General features: G+C 63.2%; 17 protein-coding genes. 5 read left to right on the top strand and 12 right to left on the bottom strand.

All coding sequences use genetic code 11. The features are described 5' to 3' along the window. Positions 1-172: 172 nt before the first annotated feature. The 8 genes from DENOEST_RS01890 to DENOEST_RS01855 all read right to left on the bottom strand — a co-directional run bounded on the left by DENOEST_RS01890 (position 173) and on the right by DENOEST_RS01855 (position 10,607). Positions 173-433 (bottom strand): helix-turn-helix domain-containing protein, encoded by a 261-nt coding sequence (locus tag DENOEST_RS01890; RefSeq protein ID WP_145770498.1) that lies wholly within the window; start codon positions 431-433, stop codon positions 173-175. Position 434: 1 nt separating this feature from the next. Further along, positions 435-719 (bottom strand): type II toxin-antitoxin system RelE/ParE family toxin, encoded by a 285-nt coding sequence (locus tag DENOEST_RS01885; RefSeq protein WP_145770497.1) that lies wholly within the window; start codon positions 717-719, stop codon positions 435-437. Positions 720-833: 114 nt separating this feature from the next. Then, a complete protein-coding gene (locus DENOEST_RS01880; protein ID WP_145770496.1) occupies positions 834-1,442 on the bottom strand; it encodes a PIN domain-containing protein in 609 nt (202 codons plus the stop codon). 187 nt (positions 1,443-1,629) lie between these two features. Beyond that, positions 1,630-2,292 carry a hypothetical protein gene (locus DENOEST_RS01875; RefSeq protein ID WP_145770495.1) on the bottom strand — a complete coding sequence of 221 codons (663 nt, stop codon included), beginning with the start codon at positions 2,290-2,292 and terminating at the stop codon, positions 1,630-1,632. A 229-nt stretch (positions 2,293-2,521) separates the two neighbouring features. Beyond that, positions 2,522-5,317: a phosphoenolpyruvate carboxylase gene (gene ppc, locus DENOEST_RS01870; RefSeq protein WP_183148193.1), complete on the bottom strand. Its 2,796-nt coding sequence runs from the start codon at positions 5,315-5,317 to the stop codon at positions 2,522-2,524. Between the two features lie 97 nt (positions 5,318-5,414). After that, positions 5,415-7,319, bottom strand: a complete 1,905-nt coding sequence (locus DENOEST_RS01865) for a B12-binding domain-containing radical SAM protein (RefSeq protein ID WP_145770493.1) — start codon at positions 7,317-7,319, stop codon at positions 5,415-5,417. A 118-nt stretch (positions 7,320-7,437) separates the two neighbouring features. Next, entirely contained in the window at positions 7,438-8,154 is a 717-nt protein-coding gene (gene fliD / locus DENOEST_RS01860) for a flagellar filament capping protein FliD (RefSeq protein ID WP_145770492.1), read from the bottom strand. Between the two features lie 86 nt (positions 8,155-8,240). Next, positions 8,241-10,607 (bottom strand): arylsulfatase, encoded by a 2,367-nt coding sequence (locus DENOEST_RS01855; RefSeq protein ID WP_145770491.1) that lies wholly within the window; start codon positions 10,605-10,607, stop codon positions 8,241-8,243. 140 nt (positions 10,608-10,747) lie between these two features. Here DENOEST_RS01855 and DENOEST_RS01850 point away from each other — a divergent pair, with 140 nt between their 5' ends. Then, positions 10,748-12,271 carry a DUF1254 domain-containing protein gene (locus tag DENOEST_RS01850; RefSeq protein ID WP_170228172.1) on the top strand — a complete coding sequence of 508 codons (1,524 nt, stop codon included), beginning with the start codon at positions 10,748-10,750 and terminating at the stop codon, positions 12,269-12,271. 232 nt (positions 12,272-12,503) lie between these two features. After that, complete coding sequence (locus DENOEST_RS01845; protein ID WP_145770489.1) at positions 12,504-13,853, top strand: phosphotransferase; 1,350 nt, start codon at positions 12,504-12,506, stop codon at positions 13,851-13,853. Positions 13,854-13,860: 7 nt separating this feature from the next. On the opposite strand, the gene DENOEST_RS01840 is transcribed toward DENOEST_RS01845, so the two are convergent. From DENOEST_RS01840 to DENOEST_RS01825, 4 genes are all read right to left on the bottom strand, one after another. Further along, positions 13,861-14,346: a helix-turn-helix domain-containing protein gene (locus DENOEST_RS01840; RefSeq protein ID WP_145770488.1), complete on the bottom strand. Its 486-nt coding sequence runs from the start codon at positions 14,344-14,346 to the stop codon at positions 13,861-13,863. Positions 14,347-14,376: 30 nt separating this feature from the next. Continuing rightward, positions 14,377-15,846 carry a 4-hydroxy-3-polyprenylbenzoate decarboxylase gene (gene ubiD, locus DENOEST_RS01835; RefSeq protein ID WP_145770487.1) on the bottom strand — a complete coding sequence of 490 codons (1,470 nt, stop codon included), beginning with the start codon at positions 15,844-15,846 and terminating at the stop codon, positions 14,377-14,379. A gap of 91 nt (positions 15,847-15,937) precedes the next feature. Then, complete coding sequence (sfsA, locus tag DENOEST_RS01830; protein WP_183148192.1) at positions 15,938-16,645, bottom strand: DNA/RNA nuclease SfsA; 708 nt, start codon at positions 16,643-16,645, stop codon at positions 15,938-15,940. 60 nt (positions 16,646-16,705) lie between these two features. Beyond that, positions 16,706-17,593: a DMT family transporter gene (locus DENOEST_RS01825; protein WP_232096414.1), complete on the bottom strand. Its 888-nt coding sequence runs from the start codon at positions 17,591-17,593 to the stop codon at positions 16,706-16,708. Between the two features lie 277 nt (positions 17,594-17,870). Here DENOEST_RS01825 and DENOEST_RS01820 point away from each other — a divergent pair, with 277 nt between their 5' ends. From DENOEST_RS01820 to DENOEST_RS01810, 3 genes are all read left to right on the top strand, one after another. Then, a complete protein-coding gene (locus DENOEST_RS01820; protein ID WP_145772434.1) occupies positions 17,871-18,797 on the top strand; it encodes an adenylate/guanylate cyclase domain-containing protein in 927 nt (308 codons plus the stop codon). Positions 18,798-18,970: 173 nt separating this feature from the next. Continuing rightward, complete coding sequence (locus tag DENOEST_RS01815; RefSeq protein ID WP_145772433.1) at positions 18,971-19,693, top strand: RNA polymerase sigma factor; 723 nt, start codon at positions 18,971-18,973, stop codon at positions 19,691-19,693. Continuing rightward, positions 19,690-20,268, top strand: coding sequence for a ferritin-like domain-containing protein (locus DENOEST_RS01810; RefSeq protein WP_145772432.1), 579 nt, complete (start codon positions 19,690-19,692; stop codon positions 20,266-20,268). The genes DENOEST_RS01815 and DENOEST_RS01810 overlap by 4 nt, the downstream gene beginning before the upstream one ends. Positions 20,269-20,285 lie beyond the last annotated feature (17 nt).

Here is a 20,285-nt window from a genome sequence, read left to right as displayed (position 1 = left end):
GCATCGCAACTCGTGGGTGGCAAAGCGTTAGGGAAACACTGATTAAGTCCGTCACACCGGCGAAGGCCGGTGTCCAGTGCGTTGATTTTCCTGGATTCCGGCGTTCGCCGGAATGACGCATTGGGACTTGTTCAGCATTTCCTTAGAGCCTCACTCAGAGGCCAGAAACAATCTATGCAGCATGCTCAAGTGGCACTTCCCAGCCGGGAAACACGAGTACCGCAGGATGACATTGGAGAGCACGGGCCAGGACCTTGGCGCGCTCGACACCCAGGTTCACTCGACCATTCTCGATGGCGGAGATGGTGGCTTGCGGGATGCCGGTGAGTACGGACAGTTGGCTTTGGCTCAGTTCCTGGAGTTCCCGCAGGATACGAACGGACTCCCCCACCGAAACCTCAGCCCGCTTTTTTGCGGGACGAAACTCTTTCATTTCATGGCCTCCTGTAATCGTGGGCAACGACATGAACAACCTGCATCTGCAACACGTTGGCGACAACCCTGTAGATCACGCGCCACTGAAGCCCGAGTCGTGAAGAACGATGCCCCTTCCATTCACCAGACAAGGCTTCGTCGTGAAACCCCTTGATGACCCGCAAACCCTGCGGCCCGGAAAGCCTGGCAATGTCTTTCCATTTCTCGTAACGCTTCAGAACCTCGATGGGGACCGAGCCAGAAAGCTGTTTGTCGACACGACGGTGCTCTTCGATCTGCCACATATCACATTATGGATATATCACAAATAGTATGTCAAGCGCAGTGTTGTGAGCACAGCCATCTTGTGGCGCATGACGAAGCTGGCGCTCCTGGATGTTTCTCACGTTCTTGAATCGTTAGAGTTTGGTGGGCAGGGCATATGAAACCTTGCTTCCATCAATCTTGACGATGCCGCGCTTGCACAATGATGCAAACAAATCGGCAAGCTGCTGCTCGGACAATTCCTTATTGAAGAGCGCATGAATGGTACTCAGCAGAGTCTTCTGGGTCCGCGGCTTCGCTGCCTTGCGGCGGATGAGATCTGCAACCACAGCATCTAACGGGGTTTCTGGCGCGGAGGGAAGTACCGGCTTGAAATAGGGAATGTCACCAATACAGATGGAGCGCTGGGCAAAGACCTTCTTCCCCTTGAGATGCTTCAGCAGAGGATCGAACCCGGAGTCTTTGGAGATGATATGAAAGAAGGCAGTTGGCTCGACGGCTGACAACACACCGATGTAATAGGCGATGTGGAAATCAAGGGCATTGTTCCCGGCAGTTTCGAGAACGATGTACTCGGCGTTATCGCCCAGGGACTGAAGCGCTGCGGCCAGCGAGACGGGAACCTTGGATTGGTTAGGGCCAAGAAAAACCTTGACCTTGAACGGCCCGTCTTTGAGCAAGCCAATGTCCTTGGGCTGGACATTCTCGAAATCGACAAGAACGAAATTGGTGCGCGTGGTCATCGATAAACCCTACGTGGTGTGCCCTGCCCGATTGACGGAAAACCTTCCGTCTCAATGATCCTCATAAATCCTGATGCTTTCATTGCGCTGTCCGCATTGCAGGTTAACGGGGCCAGGGTTGGGCGGGTTATAACGGCGGCAGCATGGGGCGCTGGAAAATGTCCCGACCCTGGACCCTTTGATCACGTTAGAAAGGAAGGTCGTCGCCGCCAACATCGTTCCAGTGACCGCACAGCTTGCATGCACCTGTAGTCGGATGGACTGCCAAAGAGTGGCAGTAGTCGCAAAGTATTTTTGATTCATCGGTTTCGCGCACGAACTTCCTATCGCGATCTTGAAATGCATCAGCAAAGTGAGAGTTCGAGTCCAGGAGATCTTCGAGAGTCCCGTCTTTGTGTGTTCCGAACCCAAAGAAGTCATAACTCAGTTCGGTCTTAGCGAAGTGAAGAGCGAACTCTAGTGCTTGTCCGACGATTCGATCAGCCTCAGCTTTTGTTGTGGTCCAAGCGTAGTGTTCAATTGCATTCCGTGTATCCCGAAGGGAGGCAATGAGTTCGGTGTCGTCCTTAAGAAATTGCAGGCCACCAATACGGACGAGACGATTTAGCGCTGCATCCACCGTTACGGTTCGCGCACTGAGACTTGGAAATTTGTCCACGTTTTCCCAGATCAAAACCGGGTGGACTCGGCGCAAGCGTTCCTTGAGCAGTAGCTCAACACCATGCGCCATTGCAACGACAGCTTGCTTCAGCCGCCTAGCGTCGTCCGGTTCGTCCCGCCACGCTATCAATGCGATGGCTTGAGTTATGGAGTCAGTGGCATTGGCAAGTATGTTGAATTCAATTTTCACTTGCTAGCCTCGGTGATGAGGACGCCCAACGAAGCTGTAGAAGAAGTACTTTCATGGTCAGCATTCTGCTGTGAACCAATTGGAATAACAAGGCTCCAACCAGAAGTTCATCTTGGAGTTGTTCATGGCCCGCTACAAACCCATTGATAGCCGTCGGCTCGGCGGAGCTTCTGGAGGGAGGGAAGCCTGACGCAGTCAGGCCGGGGCAGTAGGGCTGCCCACCCCTCACTCAGCCGCTGTTCCTCAAGCCCGCCGCGATGCCGTTGATGGTGAGGTGGATGGCGCGGCGGGTGCGCTCGTCGGTGGCGCCGGCGCGGTGGCGTTGCAGCAGTTCGATCTGCAAATGGTTGAGGGGGTCCAGGTAGGGGAAGCGGTTGCGGATGGAGCGCTTGAGCAGGGGGTTGCCGGCCAGCAGTTCCGGGTTGCCGGTGATCTCCAGCAGGGCGCGAACGGCATGCCCCCATTCGGTCTCGATGCGCTGGAAGATGGTCTCCCGCAGGACCGGGTCCGCCACCAGTTGGGCATAGCGCCGGGCGATGCCCAGATCGGTCTTGGCCAGCACCATGTCCATGTTGGACAGCAGGGTGCGGAAGAAGCCCCAGTCCCGGTACATGGCTTGCAACAGGGCCATGCCCGCCTCGCCCCGCTGGCGACGGAATTCCTCCACGGCGCTGCCGAAGCCGAACCAGCCGGGCAGCATGAGCCGGCACTGGGCCCAGGAAAAAACCCAGGGGATGGCCCGCAGGTCCTCGATGGCCCGGGTCTGACGGCGGGAGGCGGGACGGCTACCCAGGTTGAGCTGGGCGATTTCGGTGATCACCGTGGATTCCCAGAAGTAGTCCTCGAAGCCGGGGGTTTCGTAGACCAAGGCTCGATAGGCGCCATAGGCGCTGTTGGCCAGGGCGGCCATGGCCTGGGTGAAATCCTCCGCCGGATCGTCGTGTTCCCGGTGCAGCAGGCTGGCCTCCAGGGTGGCGGCCACCAGTACTTCTAGGTTGCGCTGCCCCAGTTCTGGATTGCCGTATTTGGAGGCGATGGACTCCCCCTGTTCGGTGATGCGGATGCGCCCCGCCACGGCGCCGGCGGGCTGGGCCAGGATGGCCTCGTAGCTGGGGCCGCCGCCCCGCCCCACCGAGCCGCCCCGGCCATGGAACAGTCGCAGGGCCACGCCTTCGCGGCGGAACAGTTCCACCAGGCTGCGCTCGGCCTGGTAGAGGGCCCAGCCGGAAGCGATGAAGCCGCCGTCCTTGTTGCTGTCGGAATAGCCCAGCATCACCTCCTGCAAGTCGCCCCGGCTGCGCAACCAGTGCCGATAGGGCGCCAGGCCCAGCAGCCGGCCCATGATTTCGCCGCAGTTGGCCAGGTCGTCGATGGTCTCGAAGAGGGGCACGATATTCACCGCCAGCTCGCCCTCCCGGGGCCGCAGCAGGCCCTGCTCCTTCAACAGCAGGGCCACTTCCAGCAGGTCGGAGACGCCGTCGGTCTTGGCGATGATGACGTTCTCGACGGCCTGGGCGCCGAAGCGTTCCAGGGCCTCCCGGGCGGCGGCGAAGACGGCCAGCTCGTCCCGGGTTTCCGTGCTGTATTCGATGAAGGACGAGGCCAGGGGCCGGGGCGTGGCCAGCTCCTCCAGCAGCAGTCCGATCCGGGCCGCCTCGTCCAGGGCCAGATAGTCGCAGCCAGGGCGGGCCACGGCCAGCAGTTCGGCCACGGTGCGCTGATGGACGGCGGAATTCTGGCGCAGGTCCAGGGGCGCCAGATGGAAGCCGAAGCTGGCCACCGCCCGCCGCAGGCGCATCAGCCGGCCCTGGGCCAGGAGCCCGCCACCATGGTCTTGCAGGGAGCGATGCAGGATGTCCAGGTCTGCCAGCAGTTCCGCCGCCAGCCGATAAGGGGGCGCGACCCCCAGGGCCTGACGGGGAGCCTCCACATGATCAAGCTGACGCGAAGTGGCCGCCAGGCGGCTGTAGATGCCGGCCACGGCACGGCGGTAGGGCTCGTCGTCCCGGTGGGGATTGGTGTCGGGGGAGGCGGCGGCCAGGGCGCGCAGTTCATCGGAAATGTCGCGCACCAGGGTGGTGGTGGACAGGCTGGCCCCCAGCTCATGGAGTTGCTCCAGGTAATGGCCCAGGGCCACGGCGCTCTGGGCCCGCAGGGTCTGTCCCAGCAGGGGCGCGGTGACATAGGGATTGCCGTCCCGGTCGCCGCCGATCCAGGAGCCGGGCCGCAGGAAGGCCGGCAACTCGGTTCCCTCCGGCCAGGCCGCCGTGGTGGCGGCGAGACGCCGCTCCACGGCGATGTGGAGCCGGGGTATGCGGTGCAGGAAGGTGCTGTGATAGTAGGAGAGGGCGTTATTCACCTCGTCCATCACCGAGAGCCGGGTCAGGCGCAGGAGGCGGGTCTGCCACAGGGCCAGCATGGCCCGGCGCAGGGCTTCGTCCACCTCATCCCGTTCCTCCGGGGTCAGGGCCTGGCGGTCCAGGCTGTCCAGCAGGCGGGCGATACGGCGCTCGGTGTCGAGAATGCTCTTGCGCTGCACCTCGGTGGGATGGGCGGTGAGCACCGGGGAAATCTGGCAGCGCTGAAAGAAGTCCAGCAGCTCGGGAGCGCCCACGTCCCGCGCCAGCGCCCGCTCCAGGGCATGGGCGAAACTGCCCGGCCGGGGCGGCGAGCCGGCCATGGCATGGGCCCGGGAACGGCGGATGTGGTGCTGATCCTCGGCCAGATTGGCCAGATGGGAAAAATAGCTGAAGGCCCGGATCACCTGGAGGGTCTGGGGCAGGGCCAGGCCCGCCAACAGCCCCTGCAACTCGGCGCAGGCCGCCTGATCCTGATTGCGATGAAAGGCCAGGGAAAGCTGACGAACCCGCTCCACCAGCGAGAATGCGGCCTCCCCTTCCTGATCCCGCAGGGTGTCGCCCAGCAGCCGCCCCAGATGGCGGATATCGGCCCGCAGGGGCGCATCCTTGTCGCGGCTGTCCTGATTTTTCATGGGGATGGAATCTCGCGCCGGAGGTTGAGCCATGGCGCGACGAGGCCGGATGCGCGGGTAGGTGTCATGATGGAACCGTAGGTGCGGGGCCGGGGGCTGTCAATGGAGAGAGCATGCCCCCACCCGCCCCTCAATCCCCCAGGGCCCGTGCGATGTAATGGCGCGGCACGCGGCTGCGGGGCACGCGGCCGCCTTCGAACCAGAAGCGCACGTCCTGGTCCAGGCCGATGCCGTGCATGTAGTTGTACAAGGCCTTGTTCAGGGCCTTGCCCAGGGTGTCGTGGTCCACGCCGGCGGGGTCGATGAAGCCCACGTCGTTTTTCGCGAAGCTCACCGATGGCAGGGGCTGCAACTTGATGCCGTAGGCCGCCGGATCGAGGCCCACCGGCGAGTGCACGGTGCACACGAAGCGATGGAAAAAGCCCGACTGGATACAGCCCTCGGCGAACAACTGGCGCACGTATTCCAGGGCGTCCACGGTGTCCTGCACCGTCTGGGTGGGGAAGCCGTACATCAGATAGGCATGGACCAGAATGCCGGCGTCACTGAAGGCCCGGGTGACGCGGGCCACCTGTTCCACCGAGACGCCCTTGTTCATCAGCTTGAGCAGGCGGTCGGAGGCGACCTCCAGACCGCCGGAGACGGCGATGCAGCCGCTGTCGGCCAACTGTTCGCACAGCGCCGGGGTGAAGGATTTTTCGAAGCGGATGTTGCCCCACCAGGAGATGGCGCGGTTGCGGCGTTGCAGTTCGTCGGCCAGGGCCTTCAGGGCCTTGGGCGGGGCCGCCTCGTCCACGAAATGGAAGCCGGTCTGTCCGGTCTCGTCGATGATGGTCTCGATCCGGTCCACCAGGGTGCCGGCCGCCAGGGCATCGTAGCGGGAGATGTAGTCCAGGGACACGTCGCAGAAGCTGCACTTCTTCCAGTAGCAGCCATGAGCCACCGTCAGCTTGTTCCAGCGGCCGTCGGACCAGAGGCGATTCATGGGGTTCAACTGATCCAGCACCGAGAGATAGCGGTCCAGGGGCAGACCCTCCCAGGTGGGCGTGCCCACCTCGGCAAAGGGGATGTCCGCCGCCCCGCCATCCACATAGCGCACCGACTTGCCAGCCTCCCCGGCGACAAAGGTGCGCACCAGATTTTCCTGGGTGCCCCTGCCCTCCAGCAGTTCGATCAGGGCCAGCACCGGGCGCTCCCCGGCATCCAGGGTGACGTAGTCGAAGTAGTCGAAGACCCGCGTTTCCTTGAGTTCGCGCAGTTCGGTATTGACGAATCCGCCGCCCAGCACGGTGACGATGGAAGGGTCATGGGCCTTGATCGCCTGGGCGATGCGGAAAGCCCCATAGACCGAACCGGGAAAGGGCACGGACAGCAGCACCAGCCGGGGCTGGTGCCGCGCCAGGGCGGCGTGGGTCAGCTCGCCCAGGATCTGGTCCAGCAGATTGGGCGGCGCCGCCAGGGCGGCCGCCAGGGGCTCGAAGCTGTGCTGGCTCTGGGCCAGGGATTCGGCATAGCGGACGAATTCGAAGCGGGGATCGACGGCATCCCGCAGCACGTCGGCCAGATCGTTGAGATACAGGGTGGCGAAGTGGCGCGCCCGGTCCTGGATGCCCAGGGAACCGAAGGCCCAGGCCATGGGGTCGCCGCCGTCCTCATCGTCCGGGGCGACGTAGACGTCCAGGGATTCGAAGCGCGGCCCCTCGGGCAGGAACTGACGGCCGCAGATGCGATGGGCGACGCTGGGGTCACGGCCCTGGAGGAAAGCCACGGTGGACTCGATGGTCGCCAGATAGCGCGGGATCTGCTGGTCGAAAAAGGCCACGGCCCGGGAATGCCGTCCGGGGGGCATGGCCGCGACCCGCTCGTGGATAGCCTTCAGACCCGCCACCGAAAACAGCCGCAGGACCAGGGCCAGGGCCAGGTCCTCCTGTCGGGCATCGATGCCCCGGGAACGCAGGAAGCCGGTCAGATACGCCGTGGAAGGATAGGGCGTATTGAGTTGCGTCATGGGGGGAATCAGGGACAGGACGCGCATGGGTCGTTAGGAAATCGCCGGCGGCGGGGGCGACATCTTAGAGCCTATTTCAGTGGGCCACGCACGCCGCGCCGTTGGGCTTTGGGATGCGATGCAAGACGGAGGGAGGTGGGGCGAATCAGAACAGGGCCGCGCGCTGGTAGGCCGCCAGGGCCTGCAAGGCGTTGTTGAGGTAGCCGGTCTGCTGGCGCACGTTGCGCTGGGACTCCTCGGCCCGGGTCTTCTGCTCGGCCAGCTGGGCGTCCAGACTGCGTCCGCGCCGCTCCAGGGAGTTCAGCCCGGTGCTGACATTGCCGCCACCGCTCAGCTCCCGGCCGGCAGCCTGCTCCACTTGCCCGCCCACCTGGGACAGGGTTTCCCGCACCCGGCCGGCATCGGCCTCCAGGGCCTGGTCCAGCGCCTTGCTGTCCAGCACCAGAGTGCCCCCCTGGCCCTGGCTGATACCCAACCGGCCCAGATCGATATTCTCGCCACCCAAAGCACGGCGCAGGTTGTTGGCGCTGGACTGGGCGCGGAGGTCGCCGGCCCCGGCCGCCGCCGTGCCCGCGGCGTTATAGGCATTGACGAACTCGCTGGCGGCCTTTTTCAGGTCCGCCACCTCGGCGGTCTTCTTGCTGTCGGTGAGGGCCTGACCAGCCGTTTGCAGCGTGGCAACGGCGGACTTCAGCTTGCCATAGGCGGAGATTTGCACCCGGGTGCTGTCCCGCTGCTGTTCGACCCGGCGCTGGGCGCGGCCCAGGGCTTCGCCCGCGGGGTCGGCGGCCGCGCTCAGGGCCGACTGAACCCGGCTGTTGCTGCTCAGGGTGCCGAGGGAAACCAGGCTGGAAACATCCATGGCGAACTACCCCGGTAAGGATGTGCTTCAGCCTAGCACGGCACCAGACGAACGCGCCAGCCCAGGCGCGGTGGAAGACCCTGGTTTCAGGGCATCAACTCGACCCGCAACTGATCCAGCCTGCCGGAAAAGCGATAGGGGGCCGCATAGGCATCGCTTACCGGGCTGCCGCTGTCCAGGCCCACGTCGAAACTCTCGGTGAAGGCGAAACGGGCGGGCAGGGTGTGGTCAATGCGGCCTTCCGCCAGTTTTTTGCCGTCGGCCAGCAGGGTCAGAACGCCCCCTTTTCCGGCACCGCCGCCATCGTAGGCAAAGGCCGCAGACAGGGTGCGGACCTGGGCCGGCAGGGTTTCCAGGGAACTGATCTGGTAGTGGGACTTGTCGAGGAAGTTGTAGACGAAGTGGAGCCGCCCGCCCTTGATGAACAGGCTGTAGCCCCCGGTCCTTCCCCCCTCGGCCACCAGCACGCCCTCGCTGCCCGGTTGCAGCTTCACGTCGGCATCGATACGGAAGGAGCGGTTCTTGATGCTGGGGCCGTTGATCTCGGGCAATTGGGCGCCCGACGGGTAGGCGAAGCGGGTCCTGCCCCGTGTGTAGCTGGGACGATAGACCCCGGTCATGTCCTCCACGGTATTGACGCCGGTGACGGGCAGGGCGCCATGCGTCCTCATTTCGGCCCAGAAGCGGGACTCCATGGCCTTCAGCCGGGCCGGTTCCCTGGCGGCGAGATCCCGGGACTGGGAAAAGTCCCGCTTCAGGTCGTAGAGTTCCCACTTCACCAGGGAGGGATCGGTGAGGGGCTCACGGCCGGTGAAGAAATCCGAGATGGCGTAGAACTTGGCGGAAGCCAGCCAGCCGTCGTGATAGATGGCCCGGTTGCCCTGGATCTCGAAATACTGGGTGCGGTGCCGGCTCGGCGCATCGGCCTGATCGAAGGCATAGGCCATGCTTACGCCCGCCATGGGTTTCTGCTCCACCCCGTCCACCCGCTTGGGTGCTGGCAGGCCGGCGGCCTCCAGGATGGTGGGCACGATATCCACCACATGGTGGAACTGGCTGCGCACCTGGCCCTGGCCGGAAAAACGCTGGGGCCAGGAAACCACCAGGCCATTGCGGATGGCCCCCAGGTGGGAGGGCACCATCTTGTACCAGGGGAAGGGGGTGTTCATGGCCCAGGCCCAGCCATAGGGGAAGTGATTGTTGTGGCGTGCGGAACCCAGCTCGTCCAAGTGGGCCAGCAGCTCGGCATTGTCGTCACGCATGCCGTTGTAGAGCGTGAAGGCATTGAGGGTGCCCATGGGCCCGCCCTCGGCGCTGCCACCGTTGTCGCCCACCACATACAGCACCAGCGTGTTGTCGCCGTCGGGCAGCGACCGCACGGCCTCGACCACCCGGCCCATCTCGTGGTCCACGTGGGCGGTGAAGCCGGCGAAGACTTCCATCATGCGGGCGGCGACGCGCTTCTGCTCGGCGCTCAGGGAATCCCAGGCCGGAATGCCTTCGGGCCGGGGCGTGAGCTGGGTGTCGGCGGGCACCATGCCCATCTGTTTCTGCCGCTCCAGGGTCAGGCGGCGATATTCGTCCCAACCGGCGTCGAAGCGGCCCTTGAAGCGATCTATCCATTCCCGGGGCGCATGGTGGGGCGCATGGGTGGCGCCCGGCGCCAGGTAGAGGAAGTAGGGCTTGTCCGGCGCCACGGACTTCAGTTGCTGCACCCAATCGATGGCGCGGCTGGCCAGGTCGCTGCTCAGATGGTAGTCCGCCGGCCGGGGCTGCTCGGCCACGGGGCGGGTATTTTCATAGAGAGTGGGTTCGAACTGGCTGGTCTCGCCGCCGAGGAAGCCGTAGAAATACTCGAAGCCCATGCCGGTGGGCCAGCGGTCGAAGGGGCCGGCGGCCGTGGTCTCCCAGTCCGGCGTGTTGTGGTGCTTGCCGAACATGGCCGTGGCATAGCCGTTGTGGCGCAGCACCTGGGCGATGGAAGCGGCATCCCGGCCCATCATGGAGTTGTAGCCATCGTAGCCGGAGGCCATCTCGGTGATCTTGCCGCTGCCCACCGAGTGGTGGTTGCGGCCGGTGAGCAGGGCCGCCCGGGTGGGAGAACACAGGCCGGTGGTGTGGAACTGGTTGAAGCGCAGGCCCTGTTGGGAGAGCCTGTCCAGGGAAGGCGTCTCGATGGCGCCGCCGAAGGTCGAGGTCTGACCGAAACCCACGTCGTCCAGCAGCACCAGCACGACATTGGGGGCGCCCTTGGGGGCACCGGGCTGGGCCGGGAACATGGGCCGGTCGGACTCGGCCGGATAGCGCCCCACCTTACCGACGAAACGGGCCTGGGGCAAAGGCAGCACGCTGCGGTCCAGGGCCGGCTGCGCGGGCGCGGCAGTCGCCTGGGTGGCCAGGGCGAGCAGGGCCAGAATGGAGGCCAAGCAACACAGATTCTTATGGATAGGCATGAGTTCTCCCTTTCTTGGCCTTTGATAGTGGCATGTCGATCGCGCCCCTGTCTGCGGGACCTGCCCAAAATAGGCAAGTCGAGATCAGCGCTGTTCATGCGCCGGACTATATTGCGCATCGACCCGCTCCGGAGAAAGCCATGCGCTCCCACAAGAAATCCTGTGTTCTGAATATCTGCCTCGCTGCCTGGTGTCTGGTCGGGAGTGCCATGAACCTGCAAGCCGCCGAAACCGTGGGCCGGGCACTGAGCAGCCAGCAGAACGTGGCGGTACCGGGCCAGTGGAATCCCCTGCATCTGCACAAGGACGTCTCTCCCGAAACCGCCCGGGCCTACCGGCGGGAGTTCGACACCCAGCTCGCGACGGCCGGCTATCTCTATGCCCTGCCGGCCTACCTGCACGCCAAGCAGCGCTACGAGTTCCTCTTCAACTTCACCCGCTACATGGGGGACCGGGGCAATCCCTTCGACCAGTTCCTCTGCGTACGCACGCCGGCTTCGATCAAGACCACGGACACGATGCCCAACAACGACACCCTGTACGGCGCCGCCTTCCTGGACCTGAAGGCCAGCCCGATGGTGCTGAGCGTGCCGGACATTCCCGACCGCTATTACAGCTTCACCCTGATCGACGCCTATTTCTACCCCTTCGCCTATATCGGCTCCCGCACGATGGGCCAGAAGGCGGGGAACTACCTGATCGTCGGACCCGACTGGCAGGGCTCGGTACCGGCGGGTATCCGCGAGGTGGTCAAGGCGCCCACGCCCTCAATCAACCTCTATCAGCGCATCTATTTCCGCAACCTGGACGATGTGCCCAATGTCGTGAAACTCCAGGACCAGATCCGGCTCACGCCGCTGGCGACTTTCCTTGACCCCGCCGCCCGGGTGGCGCTGCCCGACCCGGGCCCGATCCTGAAGGACAGCCCCCTGTTGGCCCGGGACCCGGTGGAGGTATTGCGCATCGCCAATCGCTACATGGCGGAAAACCCGCCCCCCGTGGAGGACCGCAGCTTCCTCGATCATATCGCCCCCATCGGCATCGGCCCCGGCCGGGAAATTCCGGACGACCCCCGAATGCTGGAAGTGCTGCGGGCCGGCGCCACGGCAGCGGACCACGCCATGACCGCCCTGGTGCTGGACGGCTTCCCGGTCAGGAACGGCTGGCAGATTCCTCCCGCCGACATCGGCCGCCGGAATGCGCCGGGGGGCATCGCCACCCAGGCGATGGTCCAGTTGCGCTCCATCGGCATCAACCACGCCGAGGAAGCCACCTACTACACCGCCTATACCGACGGCGGCGGCCAGCCCCTGAACGGCCGGCAGCGCTATACCCTCACCTTCCGGCCCGACGAGATCCCGCCCCTGCTGAAGGACAAGTTCGGCTTCTGGTCCCTCACTCTCTACGACCGCACCAACGGTCTGTTCGTGGACAACCCGCGCCACAAGTATCTGGTGCGCTCCGCCGATCCCCTGGTGTTCGGCCACGACGGCTCCCTGACCCTCCTCATCCAGCCAGAAGCTCCTGCCGATCCGAAGCTGGCCGCCAACTGGCTACCGGCACCCGCAGAAGGGGACTTCATGCTGAATCTGCGGGTCTTTGTCGGTGGGCCGGCGGTGGTCTCGGGACGCTATACGCCGCCGCCCATCAAACGGCAGGAGTAGCACACCCGGAGACATCCGCGCCGTAACATGGCGCCTCCAAGAGCCCCCCGCCAAGCTAGCGTATGCACACATTTCCCCGTCATTCCGGGGCTGCCCGCGAGGGCAGAACCCGGAATCCAGCGGCGCACGGATGGATTTTCTGGATTCCGGGTTCCGCTACGCGGCCCCGGAATGACGGGGGTGAATCATGGATCAGATGTGTGCATACGGCAGCCCCTCCAGGAGAGAGTCGATGAGCGTCACGCCCCAGAGCCCCGCCGAAAAGATCACCGCCTGGCTGGAGGCCAAGCTCGGCGGCCGCGTGCTGCGCATCAGCCGTCAGTCCCGCTGGCGGCCAGTATGGTTCGCCGACCTGGAACGGAATGGCGAGACCCTGGCCCTCTGCGTGCGGGGCGAGCGCACCGACATGCCGATGATCTTTCCCCTCGACCACGAGATGCGCTTCCAGGCGCTGTTGCAACAGCACGGCATCCCGGTGGCGAAGGTCCATGGCTGGATCGACGATCCCCGCGCCTATGTGATGGACCGGGTGCCGGGCAGCGAGGATTTCTCCAAGTCCACGGAAGAGGAACGGCAAGCGGTGGTGGACGACTATCTGCAAATGCTAGCGCGCATCCATCAACTGCCCCTCGAACCCTTCGTTGCCGCCGGCATCCGACGGGCACCCGAGCCGGGCCAGTCCGGACGCATCGGCATTCAGCGCTACGAGGAAATCTACCGCAGCCGCAAGCGCAACCCCGAGCCTTTCATGGAGTTCTGTCTGGGCTGGTTGAAGCGCCACTGGCCCGACACCCGGGGTCGGGAAGCTCCCGTGCTCTGGGACACGGGCCAGTTCCATCACGCCGGCGGACGCATCGTCGCCGCCCTGGACCTGGAACTGGGCCACCTGGGGGACCCGATGATGGATCTGGCCGGCTGGCGCATCCGCGACACGGTGATCGGCTACGGCGACTTCAAACGGCTCTATGGGCGCTATGAGGAACTGACGGGGCGGCCGGTGGACATGGATGCCATCCGCATCTACTACTTCGCCTTCACCCTGACCAATCATCTGGCCCTGGGGGCCGCCCTGCGGGACCCGGCCCCCGAGTCCGATCTGATGATCAATCTGCGCTGGTGCTCCGAGACCGACCTGTTCGCCACCGAGGCCCTGGCGGAAATCCTCGGCATCGAACTGGCCGAGGTGGCGGTACCCGCCGTGAGCCCCAGCCCCGTGGCCCGCAGCCACGAGCACCTGATCCAGTCCCTGCGCCAGATCAAGACCGGCGACGACTATGTGAACCACCAGCTTCATGTCGCCTTCCGTCTCGCCCGCCATCTGCAACGCCACGAGGAGATCGGCGCCGCCCTGGAAGCGGCGGACCTGGATGATCTGGAAGCACTGCTCGGCCAGCGGCCCAGCAACTGGCAGGGGGGGGAGGAGGAACTGGAGCGCTTCGTTTTGGCCGACGCCGGAACCGGGCAATACGACCGGGCGCTGGTGCCCCTGTTCTATCGTCGCAACCGCCGCGCCCAGTTGCTGCTGGGGCCCGAGGGGTCGGCGATGACCCGGCATTTCCCGGCCCAGCGCTTCGATACCTGAGCGAAATTCAGGGCAGCGCGGCGTCCAGGACTCGATTCACTTCCTGGGAAGCAGTCAGCAGGCGCACCACCGTTTCCCGGGTAAATGCGCGGCCGGCGGTATCTGCCTCGATGCGGCAGACCTGCCAGGCACCATCGGCAGTGCGCTCCACCTTGCCCAGGCCGCGCAGCTTTTCCAGCTTGCGTCGTATCGTCTCCCGGGGCAGGCCGGCGACCTGGCTCAGGTCGGAAAGGCGCACGGGGCGGATACGGTTTTCCGGCAGCATGCCGCTCTCGTCCAGGACGCGGGAGGGGGCGCTGCCCGGCGGCATTTCAGTCGCCACGTTGAGCATGCCCAAGGTGCCGTAGATGAAGGCGCATTCCAGATCGACGCCCAGTTCCACCATGACCCGGCGCATCTGGTTGACCAGAAAACGGTTGGCGACGAAAGCCACCAGGGCGAAGGACTGGTCGAAGCGTTGTTCGAAATCATCAGGCAGGGCGGGACGGGCCATGGCGTCAAAGGCTACGGAATGGGGGGCGGCTCAAAGCCCCAGACTATCCCAGAGGGCATCCACCCGCTGCTTCACGGCCGGGTCCATCTCGATGGCGCGGCCCCATTCGCGGCTGGTCTCACCGGGCCACTTGTTGGTGGCATCGATCCCCATCTTGCTGCCCAGGCTCGCCACCGGGGAAGCGAAGTCCAGGTAGTCGATGGGCGTGTTCTCGGCGATCAGGGTGTCCCGGGCCGCGTCCACCCGGGTGGTGAGGGCCCAGATCACTTCCTTCCAGTCCCGGATGTCCACGTCGTCGTCGGTGACGATGATGAACTTGGTGTACATGAACTGGCGCAGGAAGCTCCAGATGCCGAACATCACCCGTTTGGCGTGGCCGGGATACTGCTTCTTGATGCTGACCACGGCCAGCCGGTAGGAGCAGCCCTCGGGGGGCAGATAGAAGTCGGTGATCTCGGGGAACTGCTTCTGCAGCAGGGGCACGAAGACTTCGTTCAGCGCCACCCCCAGCACCGCCGGCTCATCGGGCGGCTTGCCGGTGAAGGTGGAATGGTAGATGGGGTTCTTGCGCAGGGTGATGCGGTCGATGGTGAATACCGGGAACTCCGCCACCTCGTTGTAATAGCCGGTGTGGTCGCCAAAGGGGCCTTCCTTGGCCATTTCACCCGGATGGATCACGCCTTCCAACACAATCTCGCTGGAGGCCGGCACCTGCAGGTCGTTACCAAGACACTTCACCAGCTCGGTCTTGCCGCCACGCAACAGGCCGGCGAACTGGTACTCGGAAAGGGTATCGGGCACCGGCGTCACCGCCCCCAGGATGGTGGCCGGATCGCAACCCAGCACCACCGCCACAGGGAAGGGCTGGCCGGGATGGGCCTTCTGGAATTCCAGGAAATCCAGGGCGCCGCCCCGGTGGGCCAGCCAGCGCATGATCACCTTGTTGGGCCCGATCACCTGCTGGCGATAGATACCCAGATTCTGCCGCGGCTTATGCGGCCCCCTCGTCACCACCAGGCCCCAGGTGATCAGGGGCCCCGCATCGCCGGGCCAGCAGGTCTGCACCGGCAGGCGGGCGAGGTCCACGTCCTGGCCCTCCCACACCACGTCCTGGCAGGGCGCCGAGGACACCACCTTCGGGGCCATGTTCAGCACCTGCTTCAGCACCGGCAGCTTGTCCCAGGCATCCTTGAGGCCCCGGGGCGGCTCCGGTTCCTTGAGATAGGCCAGCAGCTTGCCGACCTCCCGCAGGGCCGTCTGCCAGTCGCCTTCCTCGCCCATGCCCAGGGCCACGCGCCGGGGCGTGCCGAAGAGATTGGCCAGCACCGGGATACTGCTGCCCTTGGGCTTCTCGAACAGCAGGGCCGGCCCCCCGGCCCGCAGCACCCGGTCGCAGATCTCGGTCATCTCCAGATGGGGATCCACCTCCACGAAGATGCGCTTGAGTTCGCCCAATTTTTCCAATTGGGCAATGAAGTCACGGAGGTCGTCGTATTTCATGGCGGGGATGATACTTCAGGGGCAAACACGGATTAAGTCCGTCACACCGGCATTCGCCGGTGTGGCGGATTGGGACTTGTTCGGCGTTTCCTTAGGGGCACATCACGGGCACCCGACGAGCCAGGCGGATCTCCGTCGCCGACACCCGGGCCACCAGGGCATGGGCCTCCACCCCGGCAGCGATGGCCAGGCGCAGGGTCTGCCCATAGACCGGGTCGATGGCATCGGCGGGCCGCACCTCATGCACATCGTCCCGTTGCACGCAGAACACCAGGGCCGCCCGCTGCCCCTGGGCACGCATTTCCATCAACTCCCGCAGATGCTTGCTGCCCCGCTCGCTCACCGCGTCGGGAAACAGGGCGATGCCCTCATCCACGGCGGCGGTGACATTCTTCACTTCCACATAGCAGGCAGAGCCTTCGCCATCCTCCAGCAGCAGATCGATGCGGCTTTTCTCCCGACCGTAACGCACCTCTCGGCGCAGATTGGCAAAGCCGGACAAGGAGGGAATCACGCCGTCCCGGATCGCCTCTTCCACCAGGGCATTGGAGCGCCCGGTATGGATGCCCACCGGCACCCCGGGGCGAGTCTCCACCAGCTCCCAGGTCCAGGCCAGCTTGCGCGCCGGATTGTCGGCCGCCGACAACCAGACCCGGCTGCCCGCTTCCTTGCAGCCCAGCATGGAGCCGGTGTTGGGGCAATGGGCGACGACCTGCTCGCCGCTGTCGAGCACCACATCCGCCAGAAAACGCTGGCGCCGCGCCAGCAGATGGCCGGGGACGAGAGGGGGGAGCAACATGGGGACATTGGGGAACAGCGAAGGGAAAAGGAGGACAGCAATCGGAAGTCTATCTGATCGTTACCGCTCATCCTGTCGCTTACTCAAGATCACCAATGCAATACCCCCGAGAATTGCAACCGACGCTAAGGCAAAGCGCATCGTGACGACTTCGCCGAGAAAGATGATCCCGCCAAGCGCAGCAATGACAGGAACACTGAGCTGGATCGTTGCGGCGTTGGTAGCCTTAAGTGAGGGCAAGACGGAATACCAGATGGCGTAACCCAAGCCAGAAGCTAGGGCACCAGATGCAATCGCAAATCCAGCGCCCACCATATCGAAGTTGGCAGTCGAATTGAGCAACAAGCTAAGTACCAATGCGAACACCGTCGACCGCATAAAGTTGCCGGACGTAACCAAAGTGGGGTCTCCACTTTCTCTGCCTCGCAAAGAATAGATACCCCACGCGATACCCGCTGCCAGCATCAACACTGCGCCGAAAAGCGGGGGAGCCGAAAGGCCGGGAAGCATCAGACCAACCAGCCCTCCGAGGGCAAATACGAGGCCAGTCAGTTGTTGCGTACGCAGTCGCTCGCCGCTCCAGATGCCATGACCAATCATGGTCGCCTGGACGGCACCAAACAGTAGCAGCGCACCGGTCGCGGCACTGAGGCTCAGGTAGGCAAACGAGAATCCCGCCGCGTAAGCAAACAGCGCAAACGCCGACGGCCAATTTCCTCGTCCGGATCGCCCGGTACGAAGCAATGTTGCAATTGAGAAAAGCACCACGGCACCTGAAACCAGTCGAATGGAGGTAAATGTGGCGGCATCGATGCTGGTCTGCTTGAGAGCGATACGGCACAGCACCGAATTTCCGGCAAAAGCAATCATTGTCAAAAGCGTAAGCAATGCAATTCGTAGCGCTGACATCTGTTTGTACTTACGGCAGTATTGGAATCTGGCAGCCATCACACGCCCGCACATGCACCCTGGTGTGGCAGCTTTTTGGCGACATGAATGCTGTCCACCTTCGGTCGCTGTGGCATGTTCCGCGAAGCAGCCGCTATCGACAGCGTACTATTCTAAGAGCTAGCTCGCGGGAAGTTGAAAATTGAACCGTCAAGCGGCCCACCACCGGCAGCCGTAATCCTGGCGGTCTCGATGTAGTGGGCAATTAGCCGCGCTGGATGACCTGAAATTCAGCCGGGAATACTTCTGCCGTACATCTTGTATTGGACAAAAGGCCGTGCCCCGAATCTCATATCTTTCCGAGAATAAAACGATTGAAGCAACAAGCACCGAGACGATTCTTGGGGCTTCGCTTCGATGCGGTCTTGCGCACACCCACGAATGTGGCGGCGAGGCCCGTTGCTCGACCTGTCGGGTCGCAATATTCGACGGGCTCGCGCATTGCAGCGAGCGCAATGCGAAAGAACAAGCCATGGCCGAGCGCCTGCATTTCGGTCCGGAAATACGTTTGGCCTGTCAGACGAAAATCATTGGGGATGTAAGCCTGAGGCGGCTAGTTCTCGATCCCGACGATGCCCTGATTACCGATCAGCGTGAAACTGGCGCAACCCCTGCCATAGCCGGCGAAGAAAAGACAATAACCATTATGTTTGCCGATGTGCGTGGCTTTACAAGTTTTGCCGAGGACTTGCCGGCCTACGATGTCGTGCATTCCTTGAACCGGATATTCCACAGCATGGGACCCGCGATCACCCGTCATGGCGGCCATATCGACAACTACATAGGCGATGGCCTGATGGCACTGTTCGATGTAAGAGACGCCAGCGAAGCAGCCGCGCAAGCGGTCAGGGCCGGACTTGAGGTGCTCGATGCAATCAGGAAACTGCAGCCCTATTTTCATGATAACTATGGCAAGGAGCTAAGGATAGGAATCGGAGTCCATTGCGGTGAAGTCGTCGTAGGCAGTATTGGCGCAACCACAATGAAAAGGACAACCGCCATCGGCGATGCCGTCAATCTGGCCAGCCGTATTGAAAACGCCAACAAGCTTCTTGGGACTAGCTTCCTCATTTCCGAAGCAGTTCATGATCAGGTCAAGGATCTTTTCCTGACCAAACAGCACGAAAACGTAATCCTGCCAGGCAAGGCAGGAGTCTATACGCTGCATGAGGTCACGGGCCTGCGGCAGGCCGCCGTCAAATAACAATGCACGGGGCCGGCTGCTTCGCCACCTCTCGCGCCCTGCCGCACCCATCTGATTCACCCGATTGCTTGGATAGGGTTCCCCTTCCAATAGGGGATTTTTTTCGAACACTGAAACGCAACGGACCGACACTGTATCCAATGGGGTAACAAAGGCACGGAGGGAGATACGTCATGAATTCGAGCAGCAGCCTGTCTATGCACCCGCAATCTTCGGACATTGAGCTGGCAAGGAGTATCGCTGCGGGCGACCACGATGCGTTCAAGGTTCTGATGCGGCGGCATAACCAGACGCTCTATCGTACGGCCCGGAGCATCCTGCGCAATGATGGCGAGGCGGAGGATGTTGTCCAGGAAGCCTACCTGCTTGCCTATCGTTCCATACAAGGGTTTCGCGGTGATGCGAAGCTATCGACCTGGCTGATCAGGATCGTGGTCAATTTGGCAATTCGCCGAAAGCAGCGCCAGCGCCGCGATGGCGAGGTGTTCACGGATGTTCCTGACGCGTCAGACGAGGGGGCTCGGGACATGGGCGAGACTCATGGGTGCAATCCAGAGGCGACGGCTTCGAACAATGAATTGCGGCAAATGCTGGAGGCCCACATCGACCGGCTACCGGACATGTATCGCCAAGTTTTCGTCTTGCGCGGTATTGAGGAACTCAACGTCGAAGAGACGGCAGAGGTTCTTGGCATTCCCGAAGCCACCGTCCGCACGCGCTTCTTCCGGGCCAGGCATACCTTGCGCGAAGGCCTGGCCAAAGACATCGACTTCGCCCTCAACGATGCGTTCTCGTTCGCTGGTGATCGCTGCGACCGTATCGTCGCGGGCGTACTCGACGCCCTGCGCAACAGCGCTATTGAGCAGCAAAACTCATCCACAGGAGAAGCATCATGAAATCACTGATTGCCGTTGAAGCAAATTCGGTTGCTGTTCCTCGTCGCGCCTTTTTCACCCGATCTGGTCTACTACTCTCAGGCGCAGCGGTTGCGCTGCTGTCTGGCAGGGATGTGCTGGCCGCGAAGTCGGGCAAAGGCACCGAGACGGATTTGCGCATTCTCAACACGGCGCTGGGCGCCGAATTCGAGGCCATTGCGGCCTATCAGGTCGGCGCAGAAAGCGGATTGTTGCAAAGGCCGATGCTCGATCTTGCCGTGACCTTTCAGGGGCACCATAAGCAGCATGCGGAACTGCTATCGCAGACCATCATGAAACTGGGTGGCAAGCCGGTTACGGCCAAGGACAGGTACATTTTCCCGGTCGACACGCTGAAGGACCAAACAGATGTCTTGCGCTTTGCCGCCTCGCTCGAAAAAGGTGCCGTCAGTGCCTATCTTGGCGCCATTCCGTTATTCGGCAACCGAGATCTGGCAAAAGCGGCGGGCAGTATCCTCGGCGATGAGGCCATGCACTGGTCGGTTCTACGCAATGCCGTGGGCGATGCGCCGGTTCCCGAAGCGTTCGTTTCCTGATCCGGCAGAAATCGGCC

The sequence above is a fragment of the Denitratisoma oestradiolicum genome, assembly GCF_902813185.1.
Lineage (GTDB): Bacteria > Pseudomonadota > Gammaproteobacteria > Burkholderiales > Rhodocyclaceae > Denitratisoma > Denitratisoma oestradiolicum.
This window is presented reverse-complemented; position numbering and strand designations above follow the sequence as displayed.

What these genes read in the sequence shown, in the direction of transcription:
- DENOEST_RS01815 (WP_145772433.1), top strand. Translation starts at nt 18,971, where the DNA reads ATGAATTCGAGCAGCAGCCTGTCTATGCACCCGCAATCTTCGGACATT.
- DENOEST_RS01825 (WP_232096414.1), bottom strand. Translation starts at nt 17,593, where the DNA reads ATGGCTGCCAGATTCCAATACTGCCGTAAGTACAAACAGATGTCAGCG.
- ppc (WP_183148193.1), bottom strand. Translation starts at nt 5,317, where the DNA reads ATGGCTCAACCTCCGGCGCGAGATTCCATCCCCATGAAAAATCAGGAC.
- fliD (WP_145770492.1), bottom strand. Translation starts at nt 8,154, where the DNA reads ATGGATGTTTCCAGCCTGGTTTCCCTCGGCACCCTGAGCAGCAACAGC.
- ubiD (WP_145770487.1), bottom strand. Translation starts at nt 15,846, where the DNA reads ATGAAATACGACGACCTCCGTGACTTCATTGCCCAATTGGAAAAATTG.
- DENOEST_RS01865 (WP_145770493.1), bottom strand. Translation starts at nt 7,319, where the DNA reads ATGCGCGTCCTGTCCCTGATTCCCCCCATGACGCAACTCAATACGCCC.
- DENOEST_RS01850 (WP_170228172.1), top strand. Translation starts at nt 10,748, where the DNA reads ATGCGCTCCCACAAGAAATCCTGTGTTCTGAATATCTGCCTCGCTGCC.
- DENOEST_RS01810 (WP_145772432.1), top strand. Translation starts at nt 19,690, where the DNA reads ATGAAATCACTGATTGCCGTTGAAGCAAATTCGGTTGCTGTTCCTCGT.
- DENOEST_RS01890 (WP_145770498.1), bottom strand. Translation starts at nt 433, where the DNA reads ATGAAAGAGTTTCGTCCCGCAAAAAAGCGGGCTGAGGTTTCGGTGGGG.
- DENOEST_RS01840 (WP_145770488.1), bottom strand. Translation starts at nt 14,346, where the DNA reads ATGGCCCGTCCCGCCCTGCCTGATGATTTCGAACAACGCTTCGACCAG.
- sfsA (WP_183148192.1), bottom strand. Translation starts at nt 16,645, where the DNA reads ATGTTGCTCCCCCCTCTCGTCCCCGGCCATCTGCTGGCGCGGCGCCAG.
- DENOEST_RS01855 (WP_145770491.1), bottom strand. Translation starts at nt 10,607, where the DNA reads ATGCCTATCCATAAGAATCTGTGTTGCTTGGCCTCCATTCTGGCCCTG.
- DENOEST_RS01880 (WP_145770496.1), bottom strand. Translation starts at nt 1,442, where the DNA reads ATGACCACGCGCACCAATTTCGTTCTTGTCGATTTCGAGAATGTCCAG.
- DENOEST_RS01845 (WP_145770489.1), top strand. Translation starts at nt 12,504, where the DNA reads ATGAGCGTCACGCCCCAGAGCCCCGCCGAAAAGATCACCGCCTGGCTG.
- DENOEST_RS01885 (WP_145770497.1), bottom strand. Translation starts at nt 719, where the DNA reads ATGTGGCAGATCGAAGAGCACCGTCGTGTCGACAAACAGCTTTCTGGC.